The following is a 17,391-nucleotide window of genomic DNA, read 5'->3' as shown; positions in this document are numbered from 1 at the left end:
TGATTCTGTTTACGGGCATATAGAATCAAATATGGTGTTCCCAAAACGATGTTTTTGTCGTTATTACTGGAAGTTACAGTCAACCCTGTCCGGTGTGAGATGAACTACTGTCAGGTGATTACTACCCAAACTCAGGCCGTCGAGAAGTTTGGCCAATTCCTCGCTTGTACCCTTAAAGCGTAGATCCAGCTCAAGCAGGCCGCCAGTTTTACTCCACCCTTCCTTCTTACTGGTAACCACCCTGTCCAGAGTTTCAATGGTTGAGGTAGTCATCTGGTATTGCTGAAAGGTTTTCACGCCAGTGATGTGCAGTTTAACAGGCGCGCCATTATTGAGATATTCTTGAAAGGATGTGGTGATGGTGTCCACCAGGTATTCGTTCACGGCATTTTTTGCGGATATCCGGAGGGCCCGGGTAGCCCCTGTCAGCGGGCTAATATGGGGTACAACCCCGTTTTTTACTACAGATCCTAAAACCAGTCCGGTCTGGGTCTGGATGACCTTGACCTGCAGGCTGGCCTGAAGAGATCTCATGCCAGAACCAGGATAAGCCTCGCCGATATCCTGAACTACGGCTTTGCCCAATATCAAATACTGGACTCCTGAGTGCAGCCCAAGGCTCTTGGCTGCTGCCATGTTCCCGGCCAAAGCCTGTCTGGTCTGGGCAAGAACCCTGATCTTTTCCAGTTGGCCCTCGTCAACAAGATCAAATCCCTTAGCCGCAAGCAGGGAATAAAGCTCCGTTTCGGCAAAACGGCCGCCTATGTTGTCCATTCCGATATACTTTTCTTCGATCAGGATCATGACATTTGGCCGTTCCATGCTATCCAGGAGAATCTTCATGGCAAAAAGATCGTTTTTGATCTTGTCCAGGGAGACCACCGCATTGATCGTGACTCTGTACAGGTTTCCTGTTTTCCTTTCTTTCAGAACATTAAATCGTGTAATGTAGCCCTGTGTCCGGGCCATGATCTTATCCTTCTTGAGCACGAAGTTTTCGGTCTCGGTTTTAGAGTGAATAAATACGCCAACTGCCAGTTCCACGGCCGATCGCTGCGCCTGTCGTATAGCATCCTCTCTGGATAAAATACTATTGCCCTCCACTTCCACCACCTTGTTCGCCGCAACCGCACCCGTGGCAAAGGCAAGGGATACAATCAACACTGCTATTAACAAAATGCGCTTATTCATCAGTTTAGACCTCGCACATTATCGACCTGCGTCTTGTAGGCAGGATCAAGTTCCATGCTTTTCTTAAATAATCGTTTGGCCTCTTCCTTATCACCCCGGTCCAGAGCATCCAGTCCCCTGGAAAAATAGAGAGCCGCATCAATATCGCTTTCGGATGTGGCGGACGCAGGCTGAAAGGCCACTTTCAGAGAATCAGCGATCTTTTTGGCCAGCTCACGCTCCAGATTCATAAAATCGTCACTATTGCCTTCAATCGATTCGGCCATAATCAACTCGCTCGTCTCCACCCTTATGATGCGGGCATCAATACGCACCTTTTTACCCAACACGATGAACGAACCAAATGCTATGGCCTGAGCACCGAGCATATTGCCAGCCCTGACAGCTGTAGACTCATCCACGCTTCCGCTTTGACTAAGAGCAATCTCTTTTAGAAGATCCCGAATCTTATCGCGCTCTATAAGCTTGAGTCCTGATTTGCTTTTATCAAGATCCGTAATGAGCATGGCTGAAAGCCCCTTACTCAAGGGGGCATAGCGTTCTGGATCGGTCACAGAATTGTTTTCAAAGGGCAAAATGGCAAGAGTTTTCGGAACCTGATCCAGTGTGGCGGCCCTCGGTTTCACTTTAATTCTTTCGCTCCCGGCACAACTTACAGCCAGTAAAAAAGTCATCAGGACCAACCCAACAACAAAGAGTTTAAAACTTTTCATGGCAATGGCTTTCCACATGGAAACACCCGATGTTTTTTATGGAGTCTACCTGACTCCTCTACACCCTTATCACCCACCACCACCGCCGCCAGCGGCGGCGTCAGCTGCTTCTTCATCGGCTGTATCCTGTGATTCTTGGGCTGCGTTAATAGCAATTTCAGCCTGGCTGGAAATTTGAGATGTACTCATGGCGCCAATCTGGCCTATGCCGGGTGACGAGGCACCGGGACAAGAATCAGCACCCTCCCCGGCCAGGTCAAATTTGGGATCTATTTTCAAAGCTTTTGCAAACAGATCCTTGGCCTTCTGCCAGTGACCGGCATCCAGAGCATCCAGGGCTTCACCGAAGTAAATGAAGGCCTCATAACTTTTTGTGTGCGGCACGCCACAAACGGCTTTCATTTCTTCAGGGGTCAGTTTAATACCCAGGATCTTCGTCATATTATTTATTATACAACAAGGTAATTCAAAGAATTTATCTTTTTCCGCAACACATACGGCCGTCCCCTTTACTCTTTCCCGGCTTGTGGACGTAAGAGAAGTGGTTGCTTGAATGCCCAGTGTCAGGTTCCCGACAGTGAGATTCTCGGTTCCCAGTAATCTGCCCACTCTGGGTGCGGTCCGCTCGTCCACAATGCCGGTCTGGCCGAGTTTCATTTCTTCCAAAAGGGCCTGCAGGCGTAAACGTTCAACGACTTTAAGGGACTTAATCTTAGACAAATCCGTAATGACCATAGCTGCCAGACCTTTCTGAAAGGCACGCAGACTTTTATCCGGCGATAAGTCCTTGTAATAACAGACTGCGATTGTATTTATGTCCGGTTTAACGGCCTTGAGCTTCTTTTCTTCCATTAAGGCATTCTTGACAGAACGCTGGCTTTCGGCAATCTGCAGCAGGGTCAGCTGGCGTTTGATTTCATTTTCAACCAGCGGCCGTTCACTGTTTCTGTATCCCTGCCAGACTTTTATGGCCTTGCCGAATTCTTCCTTATTCCAATAGGCCAGTCCCAAATACAGGACGGAATACGGTTCACCGGGTTCCATTTTAAGCGCCGTTTCAAGTTCGGTGATGGCTTCATCCAGTCGGCCGGTCTTTAAATAGGCAAACCCCAACCTGCTCCTCGCATCGACAAAGTTGGGATTCTTGACGAGAAAATCTTTATAAATCGTTATGGCCTCTTCGTATTTCTCCTGAGTCAGCTTAATGCCGGCCTTATTAAATTCTATGAAATCACGGAATCCACCGCAGCCAAATAAAAACATTATTCCTAAACATAAGACTCCTAAAACAACATGCTTTCTTTTTGACATAGCGCACCCCCCTTTTGTTTATAAATATCCGAATAATAAAACTAAAAGTAAATAAACGTTTTATGTCTAAAATACAATTTATGCCTCGCATTTACGGTTCATAGAAGTTTATGCACAAATGAAATCAACTGCAACGCTTATCTGATTTTCATTTTAACCGGTTTCATCTTCACCAAGAGAAAAAATGTGAATCCTGCACCCTATAAATCGCTTTTCCTGATAAAGTCTATCGCATTTTTGAAGATCAAAAGCCCCCTTCCTTCTTCGGGCAGTTTCTCTCTGGTCCAGCGGGGATGATTGGTATAGTGAAGATAAGCTTCCGGATGCGGCATTAGACCAAAAAGCCTCCCCGTTTCATTACAGATGCCGGCGATACCGTCAACTGACCCATTGGGATTCCAAGGATAATTCATCGCCACATCCTCATACTCTTCATTACTGTACTGTGCAACAATGAGATCGTTCTTATGCAATCTGTCGAGTATATCGTCGTTTTCCGTCACGAATTTTCCTTCACCATGTCTTACCGGAAGGTATATCCATTTGAGACCTGTTGTGAAGACGCATGGAGAGTCACTGTTAATCTTGAGATAAACCCACCTGTCTTCGAATCTTCCAGAATCGTTAAAGGTGAGGGTAGTCGTTTGATGCAGATAGTCTCCCTTAAGACCGGGAAGAAGCCCCAATTTCACCATGAGTTGGAAACCGTTGCATACACCCAGGATGAGCTTTCCGTCATTGATAAATTTGACGAACTGGTCATAAAGCTTTTCGCTTTCTCCCCTTATTTTTGCATTCAAAATCCGGGTTGCTCCCGCTTTTGCCGATCCCAGGTCATCCCCATCAAGGAATCCTCCGGCGAGATTAAGAAAATGGTAATCATCGAGCCGCTTTTCACCATGGAGCAATTCGCTGATATGAACGATATCAACTTCGTCGGAACCGGCGAGCCTGCAGGCATGTGCCGTCTCCATTTCACAGTTCGTGCCGTTGCCAGTAATAACAATTGATTTTACGTTTTGGGTCATCCTAAAGTTCCCCTCCCCCAACCCCTCCCACGAGGGGAGGGGAGATGTAGGTAAGGAATATTTCTTTCCTTAGAAGTCAAGCGGTCTTTGCCATGTTTCTTTCAACTTGTTGATGTCTTCTTCTATTATTATGTTTCCCTCGATTCCGCCTACCTTAAATATTCCATCGGAAAGTACCTCCCCGACATTGCTTATGGTGCTGTCCATCATAAGCTTTTCAAATTCACTTTTTGCTGAAGGGGAAATTGTTACCACAAATCTGCTTTGGGATTCGGAAAAGAGTATATGGTCATTCCTGTCAATTCCCTCAGATAGAACAAGATCAAGTTTTACAAACATACCCAGTCCTCCGGCAAATGCGGTTTCCGCAAGGGCAACTCCCAGTCCTCCGTCGGAACAATCATGACAGGAGGCGACAAGCCCTTTCTTGATTGCCACGCTCAGCGCTTCATACAATATCTTTGCTTTTTGCGCGTTTACCTGCGGGACATTATTCCCCGTGTATCCATGCATGGCGAACCACTCGGAACCGCCAAGTTCGTTATATGTTTCGCCTAAGACATAGACCAGATGCCCCGGCTGTTTTGCATCCATGGTGACGGCCATCCTTACGTCCTCTATCTTTCCGATAGTGGAAAAAAGGAGTGTCGGGGGGATGGATATTTTGGTGTTCCCTATCTGATAGTCGTTCTTCATACTGTCTTTACCGGATATGCATGGAACCCCATAGGCCTTTGTGTAATCGTAAAGGGCCATGTTTGCACGGACCAGCTGTGCCAGCTTATACTCGCCATCCGGCGTCTTTTCAGACTGTACCGGATCACACCAGCAGAAATTATCCAGCCCGGCGATGCTGCCGAGTGATCCGCCCACGGCGATAGTGTTCCTGACGGCTTCGTCTATGGCACATGCGGCCATGTGGTAGGTGTCTATATCGCTGTAACGGGGACATATCCCGTTGGCCACGACAACCCCTTCAAATGAATCCAGTATCGGCCTGATTACCGCCGCATCACTTGGACCATCATTAGCCACACCAACTAATGGCTTGACGACGCTTCCCCCCTGTACTTCATGATCATACTGTCTGACGACCGATTCCTTGCTGCATATATTTAATCTCGAAAGCATCTCTTTGAGGGAACTGCCCATATCTTCCGGTTCCGGGAAATCAGGCTCTTCATGTTGTGGCGGTGTCCATTTCGCGTTCAACCGCATCTGGGGAAGTCCTTCATGGAGGAAGTCCATATCCAGATAGGCAACGGTGTCATCTCCATAGAGGACATGAAACTTTCCGGAATTTGTATAGGTACCGACGACGGTTGCCTCCACATCCATCTTCCCTGCAAGTTTCAAAAATTCATCAATCTTTTTCGGGTCTACGGCCAGTGTCATCCTCTCCTGGGATTCCGAAATGAGAATTTCCCAGGGCTGAAGACCAGCGTACTTTAAAGGTGCTTTTTTTAGGTCGATTTCACAGCCGCCGGAGAGAGTGGCAGTTTCTCCCACCGAGGAGGAAAGACCACCGGCACCGTTGTCTGTTATGCATCTGTACAGGTTTTTGTCCCTTGCAATCAGGAGAAAATCGGTCATCTTCTTCTGGGTTATGGGATCACCGATCTGAACTGCCGTAACAGGAGATCCTTCATGCAGTTCTTCTGATGAAAATGTGGCTCCATGTATTCCATCTTTCCCTATTCTTCCACCTGTCATAACAACAAGATCACCTGGCAGAATCTCCTTTGTATGGGTTGGGTTTCCCGCAATTTTAGAAGGCATAATCCCGCCCGTCCCGCAGTAAACCAGAGGCTTACCCAGGTATCTGTCGTCAAAGACGATACATCCATTTACAGTCGGTATCCCGCTTTTGTTTCCACCATGCTCAACTCCTTCTCTTACACCTTCGTAAATGCGTCTCGGATGGAGTATTCTCTTCGGGAGCGATTCTGTGTAAAATGGTGAGGCGAAACAGAAAACATCGGTATTGAAGATGAGTTTTGCCCCCTTCCCGGTTCCAAAAGGATCCCTGTTCACCCCGACAATTCCTGTGAGTGCACCGCCGTAGGGATCGAGGGCTGACGGGGAATTGTGTGTTTCAACCTTGAAGACAAGGTTGTATTCATCATTGAATTTTATAATGCCGGCATTGTCAACGAAGACGGAAAGACAAAAGTCGTCTTCTCCCATTTCATCCCTGATTTCCCTTGTGGATGCCTTGATATGGCTGTCGAAGAGGGAATCGATAACTGTGATTGTGCCATGCTCATCTTCATAAGTTATAAGGCTGTTAAATATCTTGTGTTTGCAGTGTTCAGACCAGGTCTGGGCGAGGCACTCAATCTCGGCATCTGTAATCCTTTTACCGAGACCTACTTTTTCTCTTTCTTTCAATACACGCTCATCGGCCAGATAATCCTGTATTATCTTCATCTCACCGAGATTCAGGGCAAGAATCATTTCACTGCTTATCTCTAACAGTTTCCGGTCGCTGACATTCAGGTCGATCTCTTCCGTCCTGAGACTCTCCTCCCAAACTACCTTCGGGACATAGGGAGACAACCCTTTTTCTTGGTTCCACTCATTGCCGTCTACTATTTCAAATCTCTCGATAAGCTCATTGGCGAGGAGATCCGATGCTATTCTTTCCGTGTCACGCCTGATAATGTTACCATTAATTATATACTGTCTTGAGGTATAAACCCCTTTTATCTTTTCTCCGATCAAAAGTTCGATGGACTCCCTGGCAGTCTTCCCCACATTGTCGGTGACGCCTGGTCTGAAGCCCACCTCTATCATCCAGTCAAATCTGTCGGCCAGTCCCCTGTTAACAGCGTAGTCCTGAATCACCGGATCAGAAAGAGGGCCTCTTGCAATCTGTTGAAGTTCGCCCTCACCGAGATCACCATCTATGGTATAAACCTCAACCGTCTTAACCTCATCAATAATAAGGTGAAGATGCTCGATAATTCTTTTTTTAATCTTTTCGCCGAGGGCATCTCTTATCCCTTTCTTAAAACCGATCTCTATCCTGCTCGCCATCTCTCTTTCCTTTACTCAAGATCAATATCTTCGCCAACGATATCACCGATTATCTCTTTTACCTCACTCCAGTTTTTTTCTCTGATATATTGAAGGATATTTGAATTCAGCAAAGCTTCAAACAATCTCTTATTCTCTTCATAGGGGTGTCCTCTAATGATGACCTTCTCTCTCACTTGACCCATTATATCGAGGAGGGTTCGATATTCGGACCCATAACTTCCCTGCATCTCTTTTCTCAATTTTTTTGCAAGGGCAGGGCTCTTTCCGCCGGTTGATATCGCTATCTGGAGATCACCCTGCTGAACGATGGAAGGAAGTGTAAAATCGCATCTATCAGGACTGTCAACAATATTTACTATTATCCCCTTTTTCTTCGCGTCTAAATATATTCTTTCGTTGACATCATCCCTGTCCGTTGCTCCTATTACCAGAAAAGCACCGTTGATAAAGTCTTCCCGATAATCGGCAGCAACATGTCTTATCTTTCCCTCACTCTTCATCATCTCCAGCTCTTGTGTAAGAATCTTTCCCACTACTTCGACATCGGCACCGGCTTCAAGGAGCCTCGTCACCTTTCTTTCAGCAACATCCCCACCGCCAACAACGACACACTTTCTTTTAAAAATATTAAGACATATCGGATAGTATTTCATGCAATGTGTGTTATCACGAAGACTATCAAATTTCAAGCAAGACTCTAACTTGAAATATAATAAAAAAGAAGGTATATTCCTTATGCTGAAATTTATTGGCAACCATCCTGCAATAAAACTTTTCTCTTTTTTGACTATATTATTATTTGACCATATTATTAGAGGAGACAAAAATGCCGGAAAAAAGTAAAAGAGATGAGTGGATAAAAATTACATTATCCGCACCGCCTGAACTGGTTGACCCTCTGTCAAATTTTATAATAGAAATAGGCACCCAGGGAGTCTTTCAAGAGGAGTCGGCACCGGACATTCTTAACGATTTTTCCAAATCAACTGAACGGGAAGACTTGATGGCATATTTCCCCTCCGATACTACAACAGAAAACAGAATCGCTTCCCTGAAAGCTTACATAGACAGCCTTTCTGAAATATTCCCTGAATTAGACAAACCTGTCCTTTCAATCGAAACGATTACCGACCCAAACTGGGAAGAACAGTGGAAGAAGTATTTCAAACCGCTTCGAATCAGCAAAAATATCGTAGTCAAACCAACATGGGAAAGATATACACCAACCGGGCGTGATATAGTTATTGAAATAGATCCGGGAATGGCATTCGGGACGGGCCAACACCCTTCCACAAGGATGTGCGTGAAAGCAATCGAAGATATCCTCCTGAAGGACAGGTCTTTTGAAAAATGGCGGGTGCTTGATGTCGGCACCGGCACCGGCATACTCGGTATATCCTGCGCAAAGTTAGGGGCACAAAAGGTTGTCTGTCTGGATATTGATCCAAAAGCTGTCGAAATAGCACATAAAAACACTGCCATAAACAGAGTGGAGGACAGGATAAACATATTCAACGAAGATGTCTTGATGTATGATGATATTTTTAATTTGATTGTGGCAAACCTTACAGCAAAAACGCTGATAAAGCTCCGAGACCACCTCATATCTATGACTGAAACCGGCGGATATCTTGTCCTTTCAGGAATAATTGACCAGGACAGAAAAGTTGTAGAGGAATGCTTTTTAACCGACGATGTTCACCTGCACAGTGTCATCACGGAAAAAGAATGGGTTTGTTACCTCCTTAAAAAAACGGGGAAGAGGAATTGACAACACCAAGAATTTATCTTCCTCAAAAAATGGAGGAGGGAAGTACGGTAGAATTAAGGTATGAGAATCTGCACTATATAAAGAATGTCCTTCGTCTAAAAAGGGGAAACCCTTTGATCCTCTTTGATGGAATGGGTTTTGAATATGAATCTACGATAAGAGACATTACCGTCAAAAGCGCAACGGTAGAAATCATCAGAAAAAACCCGTTTCAGGTTGACAACTCAATAAAAATCACTCTGGCTCAGGCACTCCCGAAAGGGAATAAAATGGACTTTATCATCCAGAAGGCTTCCGAGCTCGGGGTCACCAGGATAATCCCTTTTAAATCCTCAAGATCGATACCGAAATTAGCCGGAAATAAAATACATCTCAAGATGCCCAGATGGCAGAAGATAGCCGTCGAGGCATCCAGAAAGTGCGGCAGGGAAAATATCCCGGAGATTACAGATATAATTACCTATGAAAAGGCTTTGCAATGGCCGAAAGAGGGCATTCTGAAAATAATCTTCTGGGAAGGGGAAACCAACACGGGAATCAAAGAGATCCTGCACAGCAAAAAATACGAAGGTGTAACCGATTTCTTCATTGTAGTCGGACCTGAGGGAGGATTCTCAAATGAGGAAATTGAAATGGCCTCCAAGGTTGGTTTTCTACCAGCAAGCCTGGGCAGATTGGTCTTGAAGGTCGAAACAGCCGTCCTGGTTATTCTTTCCATTCTTCAATATGAGAAGGGCGCCTTCGGCAACCAAAATATCAAAACAGAAAATTTAACAACAAAATGAGAAGATTATGAAAGGTAATCATATCTTATAAGGGTTGGATGGCTTTTCATTTTACTTTTGCACTTTTCATTTTTATATTTGATATATTCCGGCATCATGTATAAAAGGTAATAACCCGTATGATAGAAAGCAGCTACGGTGGTTTCTGGCAAAGAGGAGTCGCATTTCTCATAGACAAAACGATCCTCTTCTTTATATCTCTAATACTCTTCTTTACTGGAATTCTGGCCATGAGTTTAGGCTTTGAGTCTGGCGGTGGCGTGCTTTCAATTGAAACACTTACAAAACTAACATCCAATTTCGTAATTTCCTATTATATAATAACTGCGTTATTAAATGTTATATACTTTACATATTTTCACGGTACAACTGGCCAGACCGTGGGGAAAAAAATCTTCGGTCTCAAGGTAGTACAAAAAACCGGGGAACCGATAACTATGGGAATAGCCTTTTTGAGATGGGTGGGATACCTTATCTCCGCCCTGATATTGTACCTCGGTTTTATCTGGATAGCCTTTGACAGAAGAAAACAGGGATGGCATGACAAGATTGCAGGAACCTGCGTCATCAAAATAAACCCTGTCAAAAACGCCTTGACAAACGCAGGAAGATTGGATAGAAGCCAGATGATTCAGAAGTAGGTTTATGGGTCGGTAGCTCAGTCGGTAGAGCACCGGACTGAAAATCCGGGTGTCGGCAGTTCAATTCTGCCCTGACCCACCATGGAAGCAAAAGAGCTATGTTTAATGACATAGCTCTTTTTTATGGAATTTTATACTGAAATAATGTTAGCATTATTTCTTAATGGACAGATGTGTTACTTATATGTGAAGCTCCCCGCCCACAGGGTGGGGCTTCCCGGTAAGGAATATGTTTATTTTATATTGCGCCCCTTATCCCGCCTGCAAGGCGGGGCTTGCGTGTGCGCTCCCGGTCACAGTTCTGAACCTCTAACAATAATTTTCTCGTTAATGTATGGGTGTTTACATGAAAAAACATTTTAGGAAAAGGCTCCCTTTTTCAATATTCCTGGCAAGTTTTTTAGTCTTGTTCTTTCTGCTGGGGTACTTTGGTAACAACCAGGTTTCTGCAATAGATAAGGATACTTACAAAAACTTGAAGGTATTCAATCAGGTCCTCGATATGGTCGAGAAGAACTACGTGGAGGAGGTTGAACAAAAGACCCTCATTCAGGAAGCCATAAAGGGAATGGTAAAAACCCTCGATCCTCACAGCACTTTCATGAGTGCCGATATGTACAAAGAGTTGCAGGTAGAAACAAAGGGAAGTTTCGGCGGTCTCGGGATCGTGATAACAATACTCAAGGACGTTCTTACCGTTGTTTCCCCCATTGAGGATACCCCCGCCTTTCTGGCCGGGGTCAAGGCAGGTGATCAGATCATTAAGATCAACGACAAGTCGACAAAGGGTATTACCATTATGGAAGCGGTCAAAAAACTACGGGGCCCTAAAAACACAAAGGTAACTATCACTGTCATGCGGGAAGGCATGAAACAACCGAAGGATTTCACGATCACACGCGCGATTATACAGATAAAGAGCGTCAAGTACAAGACGTATGGCGACATCGGTTATATCAGAATACTGGCATTTCAGGGAAAAACTGCAGATGATCTCAAAAACGCCCTCGAGGAAATCAACAAAAAAATAGTTCCCCTGAAGGGGCTGGTACTGGATATGAGAAACAACCCGGGAGGTCTTCTCGATCAAGCAGTAAAAATCTCCGACATATTCATCAAATCGGGGGTTATCGTCTCCACAAAAGGAAGGATAAAAAGTGTCGATGAAACGTATATGGCCAAAAATGATGGAAATGAGCCGGTTGTTCCGATGGTTGCCCTGGTTAATGAAGGTACAGCCAGCGCAGCCGAGATTGTATCGGGCGCACTTCAGGACAATGGTAAAGCCATAATACTCGGCACCCAGACATTTGGAAAGGGTTCCGTACAGACGATTATTCCACTCGAGAACGGTGCGGCACTGAAATTGACCACTGCGAAATACTACACACCAAAGGGAAAATCCATTCAGGCTGAAGGTATTATCCCCGATATAGTGGTAAAATATATAAATCCTTCTGATGAAAAGGAATCTATTGGTACATCTATGGAAATGAGAGAAAAGGATCTCAAGGGACACATACAAGGAACAAATGAAACATCAAAAGAAGTTAAAGAAATTTCAATAAAAAAAGTGTCCGATGACTTAAAGAAGGATAATCAGCTGAAAAGTGCCATTGATCTCTTAAAAAGCTGGGAGATATTTCAAGATAGAGATAAGGGTTAAGTTCCGGTAGGCGGGGTGAAAAAGAAAAGTAAAAGGGGAAAGTCAACATTCAAGCGAATTTTAATCGGATTCGGCATATTCATATTGTTTATTGCAACGGTTTCAATTGTTTGTATATCGAACATCAAAACAGTCAAAAAGAATATCAAAAAAGAAAATGTACGAAAATATCAGTCTAAAATCCACGTCAGTAAGGATCATCATTTCCCCTCTAAAGGGCAGAAAATGGCCTTTATCATAGACGATATCGGACATGATTTGTCACCGTTGAATGAACTTCTTAAAATCAACGCCCCGATTACTTTCTCCATCCTCCCCCATAGTCCTTATGCTATTGATGCGGCAGAAAAACTACATCGCGCAGGTAAAGAAATTCTCCTGCACCTTCCCATGGAGCCGTATGGTTATCCCGACAAAGACCCCGGTATCGGGGCACTTTTTTTATGGATGAACGAAGAAGAGATTAAAAGTCAGATCAAAAAAAACATCAAAGCCGTACCATATATATCCGGAGTTAATAATCATATGGGTTCACGGTTTATGGAAAACGAAGACAAACTGAGCATTGTTTTGAACCAGCTCAATGAAGAGGGCCTTTTCTTTGTGGACAGCCTAACCACCAAACATTCAAAAGGCAAGAAACTTGCTAAGGGAATGGGGCTCAGATTTGTGTCGAGAGATATATTTATTGACAACAATCAGGATTTTACTATTATTCTTCAAAATTTCATAAATCCTTTAAAGAAACGTAACCGATGGAAGACTCTGTTAATTATCTGTCATCCCTATCCATGCACAATTTCGGCACTTAAAGATGCTGTCCCTAAGATTAAAGCAGAGGGGATTAATATAGTCCCGGTATCAGATTTAACAAGCAATTAATTTTTTATATGTACTTAGATTCTATGAAAAAACTCCTTTGTATAGTCCTTCTGTTACCACTGATTGCATGCGCCGTTACTGCCGACCGTCTTGAAGACCCGGCAACCCTTCCTCAAATGGAAAACTCTTCATTTAACGCCCGCTATCACTACTCCGTTGGCGTACTGCTTGCCCTCGAGGGCCATTTAGATGAAGCTACAAAAGAATACAGGAAAGCCCTCAGTTTTGACCCCACCTCCCCCTACCTGGCGGCAGAGCTTGCCACCCTGTACACCAAAATGGGTAAGGTGAATAAAGCTATAGAAATATGCGAAAAATCCCTTATTTATAATCCCGGTTACTTAGATATCCATCTTCTGCTGGGCGGGTTATACCTAAACCTGAAGGAATACGAAAACGCAGAAAGAGAGTTTAAAAAAGTAATAGATTTAGATAAGAAACGTCTTGACCCCTATCTCTATCTTGGCACCATATATTCGGAAAATAAAGAATACGAAAAGGCAATCGAGGTATTAAAGGACATGCTCAAGATCAACCCTAATGATCTTATGGGCAACTATTACCTTGCAAAGACATATGCCGAAATGAAATGGTATGGGGAGGCTGAAAAATGGTTCAAAAAAACCCTCACTATAAAACCTGCATTTGAATCGGCATTGATCGAGTTGGGATACGTTTATGAAATTCAAAAAAAGAACACCCGTGCAATAGAAATCTATAGAACTTTCATCAACTTCTACCCGAATAGAATCAATGTGAGGGTCAGGCTGGGAAAACTTTTCTTAAGAGAAGGAAAATATGATAAAGCCGTAAAAGAGCTTGAAAATACTTTGAAGTTAGATAGTTCAAACAGAGAAGTGAGATTGTCGCTGGGGCTTGTTTATTTTGAGTGGAAAAAATATGACAGAGCCATCAAAGAATTTTTAGCTCTCCTTAAGGAATCCCCACTCGACCATCGTGTAAGATATCTTCTGGCATCGGCCTACGAAGAAAAGAAGCTATACGGAAAAGCCGTGAAAGAATTCCAAAAAATCCCGGCAGGGTCAGATCTATATGGAAGTGCCCGGATTCATGTCGGGACGTTTCTGAAAAAAGATGGAAAAACCGCCGAAGCCATAGAACTAATCAAGAAAGCAATTGATGAACAAAGAAACGACAGCAACCTGTACGGTTTTCTTGCATATCTTTACCAGGAAAACAAAAACTTCAAGGCCGCAGTACAAACGTTAGAAGAAGGCCTTCGGATCTCTCCCCAGAGTATTGACCTTCATTACAGGCTCGGTAGCCTTTATGAACAAATGGGTAGAGTTGATGAAAGCATCAAGGAGATGGAAAAGATCCTAAAAATTGACCCGGATAGTGCGGAAGCGCTCAATTTTATAGGTTACAGTTATGCCGATAGAGGCATAAATCTCAACAAAGCCGAAAAGATGATAAAACAGGCTCTCAAGCTTAAGACAGGCGATGGATATATTACAGACAGCCTCGGCTGGGTATACTTCAAGAAAAATAATCTGAAGTTGGCCATAAAATATCTGAAAAAGGCATCAGATACCCTGCCCAATGATCCAACAATCGCTGAACATCTCGGAGATGCCTACGCGAAGGCTGGTCGGTTCAAGGATGCCCTCGAGACATACAGACGAGCGCTGAAGCTAAAACCCGATAATAAAACACTGCAAAAAAAGATAGATGAGCTTGTCAAGAAGTGACTAAAGTGAGCTAAAGTTGATGGTTTCGTAAAAAAGTTTCCTCAACTTGTCATTTCGAGTAAAACGAGAAATCTTTAAACCGTAACATATTGGAAAAATAAGGTTTCTCCCTGTTATCGAAATGACATATTCGCCGAATTTGACTTTTTGCGAATTCATCAAAGTTGAAATGAGCAAAATGCTTAACTTTAGGCACTTTAGTTCACTTTACGCTCCACTCTTTTTTGACCGGGAGCGCATCCCGCAAGGGGGCGCAATATAAAATAGGCATATTCCTTACCGGGAAGCCCCGCCCTGTGGGCGGGGAGCTTCACTTTATCTCATTTCAGGCACTTTAGATGAAAAAATATATCCTGACAATTTTATTTTTATTCCCCTTTCTTGCCTTTGGCGGATGCACCCCCAAGAAGGTTGCTGCCCCATTCACGGGACACATTTTGCCTCCTGCAGATGTCCTGAAGAATATCTCCAGAACAGATCATTTAAGAGACACGCTAAAAGCCATTGCCCATATCGCTGTAGATACTCCCAAGGGAAAGCATTCAATGAAGGTAGCCCTGATTGTCAAAAGACCTTCATTTCTCAGGGTAGAAGCGATGCCTATAATCGGTCCTTCCGACCTTTTTCTGTCCATCAGTGAAAATTCTTTGAAGGTATTTCTTCCGAAAGAAGGAAAGTTTTACGTCGGTCATGCTACCAGAAAAAACCTTGCCATGTTTTTCCCGATAAACCTAAAGGCAGAAGATATTATATCAATACTTGTCGGCACACCCCCGCATATAAAAGAACAAAACACAACTTTACGGGGACAGGTAGAAGGGGAACTTTACCGGATAGATGTTATGACTCAAGGCAAAAATGTCCAGTCACTCTGGGTGAACCCGGATGGTAATCTGGTCAAAATCGAGGCTTTAGATAATGAAGGTAAGATTTCGTACACGGCAAGACTTCAAGATCACCACCAGATCTGTGGAGCATCGATTCCAGGAAAAGTAACAATTATAACTGGAAAACCTCGTAAATTAAATACCCGTATACGGTATTCAGATACTCAGCTCACACAGAATGTGAACCCTGCCATCTTCGATCTTGACATCCCGCCCGGCATAGAACCGATATTTATCGATTGATCTGTTTCTTTACTTGATTTCAGTCAACTTCGCTCTTGCTGTTTTGGCCTGGTTTGTATTGGGATAATCTTTTATAACCTGCTGCAAGAGAAGTTTGGCGCTTGATTTATCACCAAGTCTCAAAAAGGACTGCCCCTGTTTTAACAATGCATAAGAGACCTTATTCCCCCGGGAATAGTTTTTAATAACCTTTTGATATTCGAGGATTGCCTTTTCATAATCCTCTTTAAAGAAGTAACATTCCCCGATCCAGAATTGGGCATTATCTGAATACTCTGTGTCCGGAAACAGTTTCAGGAATCTTTGAAACTGAACCATTGCCCCGTCGTATTTTCCCTCTTTAAAAGTTTTGTAAGCCGCCGAGTATGCCGCCTCTTTATCTACATTTTCCTTCGTTGTATCCTTTGGGGTGATATCTCCTTTTTCCTTTTTTTCAACACCTTCCAGAGGCTTTTTTTTCTCGCCTATTCCGAGGAAATTTTCTATGTAATTTATTCTGAAGGAGATTTCCTTTAACTGTTTGCTGATAGCCGCACCAGCATTGTTCTCCTTACGTACAGTCTGGACATCTCTATTCAATTCCTCAACAACTCCCCTGAATTTTTGAACATCGTCTCTCAGATCAGTCATATCGGCAGATATATCGGCCTGCCCTTTCCGTAAAGATTTGCTTGACTCAACACTCTCTTTCACTTCCTTTTGCAGATCAAGTATTTCCCCTCTAAGATTTTGTTGAACCTTCTTCAAATCCTGATTCGTAGCACAGCCAATGGATACAATAAAGAATGCAAAAAGAAGAAATATACACTTTTTCAATAGGAACACCTTCCCTGTTTTAATCTAACCTTTTAGGTGCTAAGTTCTAAGCAAGAACTTTGAAAATATGGTTTTTTGATGGTCAGAACATTTTACCGAAATAAATTCAGTACAAGTTTCGGTTTCGACCATTCTATGGCCCGCTTCCCCAAAAATGAATCCTTTACTGCAATTTATTTCAGTAAAGACTTAAATCTGATGCGCCCGTAAAAAGTTAGTTTTCTTCGCTCAGAACCATTTTGTGGAAAGTCAGCACAGGTTTCGACAACTTTGTAGGGTGGCATTTTATATACCACCGCTTGCGGTCGGGCATAAAACCCGACCCTACAATCTAAAAGAAAGCTTTGCATAATACCCACAATGTCATTGCGAACGCAGTGAAGCAATCTCAAATTATCTGTAATTACAAATAGATTGCCACGTCGCTTTGCTCCTCGCAATGACCAGAAAAGTAGTTATGCAAACGTCCCTAAAACTCGTGCTAACGCACTCAAACAGTTAGATTTTCTTAACGCCGGTCACTATCAGTATCTTTTCCCCAAAATGCTTAAATTACTTACGTTATTCTTCGAATTCGCTCCGAAAAGACTTCCAAGTAACTTAAATTCGCAAATGTGTTGCAAGTAGTTAACATTTCTCAATATCTGCCAGAAATAACGCATTTGTTAAAAACATAAGTTACTTCCAATTATAATGCCGCAAA

Annotated in this window: 14 protein-coding genes and 1 tRNA gene; 8 read left to right on the top strand and 7 right to left on the bottom strand. The window is 43.5% G+C overall.

Annotation, left to right across the window (positions count from 1 at the left end):
* Positions 1-63: 63 nt before the first annotated feature.
* The 6 genes from Q7J27_06590 to Q7J27_06565 all read right to left on the bottom strand — a co-directional run bounded on the left by Q7J27_06590 (position 64) and on the right by Q7J27_06565 (position 7,938).
* Positions 64-1,191: a hypothetical protein gene (locus Q7J27_06590; GenBank protein MDO9528812.1), complete on the bottom strand. Its 1,128-nt coding sequence runs from the start codon at positions 1,189-1,191 to the stop codon at positions 64-66.
* Positions 1,191-1,904, bottom strand: a complete 714-nt coding sequence (locus tag Q7J27_06585; GenBank protein MDO9528811.1) for a CsgG/HfaB family protein — start codon at positions 1,902-1,904, stop codon at positions 1,191-1,193. The genes Q7J27_06590 and Q7J27_06585 overlap by 1 nt, the downstream gene beginning before the upstream one ends.
* 69 nt (positions 1,905-1,973) lie before the next feature.
* Positions 1,974-3,215, bottom strand: a complete 1,242-nt coding sequence (locus Q7J27_06580; GenBank protein ID MDO9528810.1) for a tetratricopeptide repeat protein — start codon at positions 3,213-3,215, stop codon at positions 1,974-1,976.
* Positions 3,216-3,415: 200 nt separating this feature from the next.
* Positions 3,416-4,243: a phosphoribosylformylglycinamidine synthase subunit PurQ gene (locus Q7J27_06575; protein ID MDO9528809.1), complete on the bottom strand. Its 828-nt coding sequence runs from the start codon at positions 4,241-4,243 to the stop codon at positions 3,416-3,418.
* Positions 4,244-4,312: 69 nt separating this feature from the next.
* Positions 4,313-7,282, bottom strand: coding sequence for an AIR synthase-related protein (locus Q7J27_06570; GenBank protein MDO9528808.1), 2,970 nt, complete (start codon positions 7,280-7,282; stop codon positions 4,313-4,315).
* An 11-nt stretch (positions 7,283-7,293) separates the two neighbouring features.
* Complete coding sequence (locus Q7J27_06565) at positions 7,294-7,938, bottom strand: bifunctional precorrin-2 dehydrogenase/sirohydrochlorin ferrochelatase (GenBank protein ID MDO9528807.1); 645 nt, start codon at positions 7,936-7,938, stop codon at positions 7,294-7,296.
* Between the two features lie 173 nt (positions 7,939-8,111).
* On the opposite strand from Q7J27_06565, the gene prmA reads away from it, so the two are divergent.
* The 8 genes from prmA to Q7J27_06525 all read left to right on the top strand — a co-directional run bounded on the left by prmA (position 8,112) and on the right by Q7J27_06525 (position 15,872).
* A complete protein-coding gene (gene prmA, locus Q7J27_06560) occupies positions 8,112-9,056 on the top strand; it encodes a 50S ribosomal protein L11 methyltransferase (protein ID MDO9528806.1) in 945 nt (314 codons plus the stop codon).
* On the top strand, positions 9,053-9,841 hold the full coding sequence (locus Q7J27_06555; GenBank protein ID MDO9528805.1) for a 16S rRNA (uracil(1498)-N(3))-methyltransferase: 789 nt from the start codon (positions 9,053-9,055) through the stop codon (positions 9,839-9,841). Before prmA ends, Q7J27_06555 begins: the two co-directional genes overlap by 4 nt.
* Positions 9,842-9,960: 119 nt before the next feature.
* Complete coding sequence (locus Q7J27_06550; protein MDO9528804.1) at positions 9,961-10,482, top strand: RDD family protein; 522 nt, start codon at positions 9,961-9,963, stop codon at positions 10,480-10,482.
* A 6-nt stretch (positions 10,483-10,488) separates the two neighbouring features.
* Positions 10,489-10,564: transfer RNA gene (locus Q7J27_06545), tRNA-Phe, on the top strand.
* Positions 10,565-10,828: 264 nt separating this feature from the next.
* Positions 10,829-12,148, top strand: coding sequence for a S41 family peptidase (locus tag Q7J27_06540; GenBank protein ID MDO9528803.1), 1,320 nt, complete (start codon positions 10,829-10,831; stop codon positions 12,146-12,148).
* A gap of 15 nt (positions 12,149-12,163) precedes the next feature.
* Positions 12,164-13,030, top strand: a complete 867-nt coding sequence (locus Q7J27_06535) for a divergent polysaccharide deacetylase family protein (GenBank protein ID MDO9528802.1) — start codon at positions 12,164-12,166, stop codon at positions 13,028-13,030.
* A 23-nt stretch (positions 13,031-13,053) separates the two neighbouring features.
* Positions 13,054-14,742 (top strand): tetratricopeptide repeat protein, encoded by a 1,689-nt coding sequence (locus Q7J27_06530; protein MDO9528801.1) that lies wholly within the window; start codon positions 13,054-13,056, stop codon positions 14,740-14,742.
* Between the two features lie 338 nt (positions 14,743-15,080).
* On the top strand, positions 15,081-15,872 hold the full coding sequence (locus Q7J27_06525; GenBank protein MDO9528800.1) for a DUF4292 domain-containing protein: 792 nt from the start codon (positions 15,081-15,083) through the stop codon (positions 15,870-15,872).
* A 9-nt stretch (positions 15,873-15,881) separates the two neighbouring features.
* On the opposite strand, the gene ybgF is transcribed toward Q7J27_06525, so the two are convergent.
* Positions 15,882-16,688, bottom strand: a complete 807-nt coding sequence (gene ybgF / locus Q7J27_06520) for a tol-pal system protein YbgF (GenBank protein MDO9528799.1) — start codon at positions 16,686-16,688, stop codon at positions 15,882-15,884.
* Positions 16,689-17,391 lie beyond the last annotated feature (703 nt).

It is taken from the genome of Syntrophales bacterium (assembly GCA_030655775.1).
Taxonomy (GTDB): Bacteria; Desulfobacterota; Syntrophia; order Syntrophales; family JADFWA01; genus JAUSPI01.
This window is presented reverse-complemented; position numbering and strand designations above follow the sequence as displayed.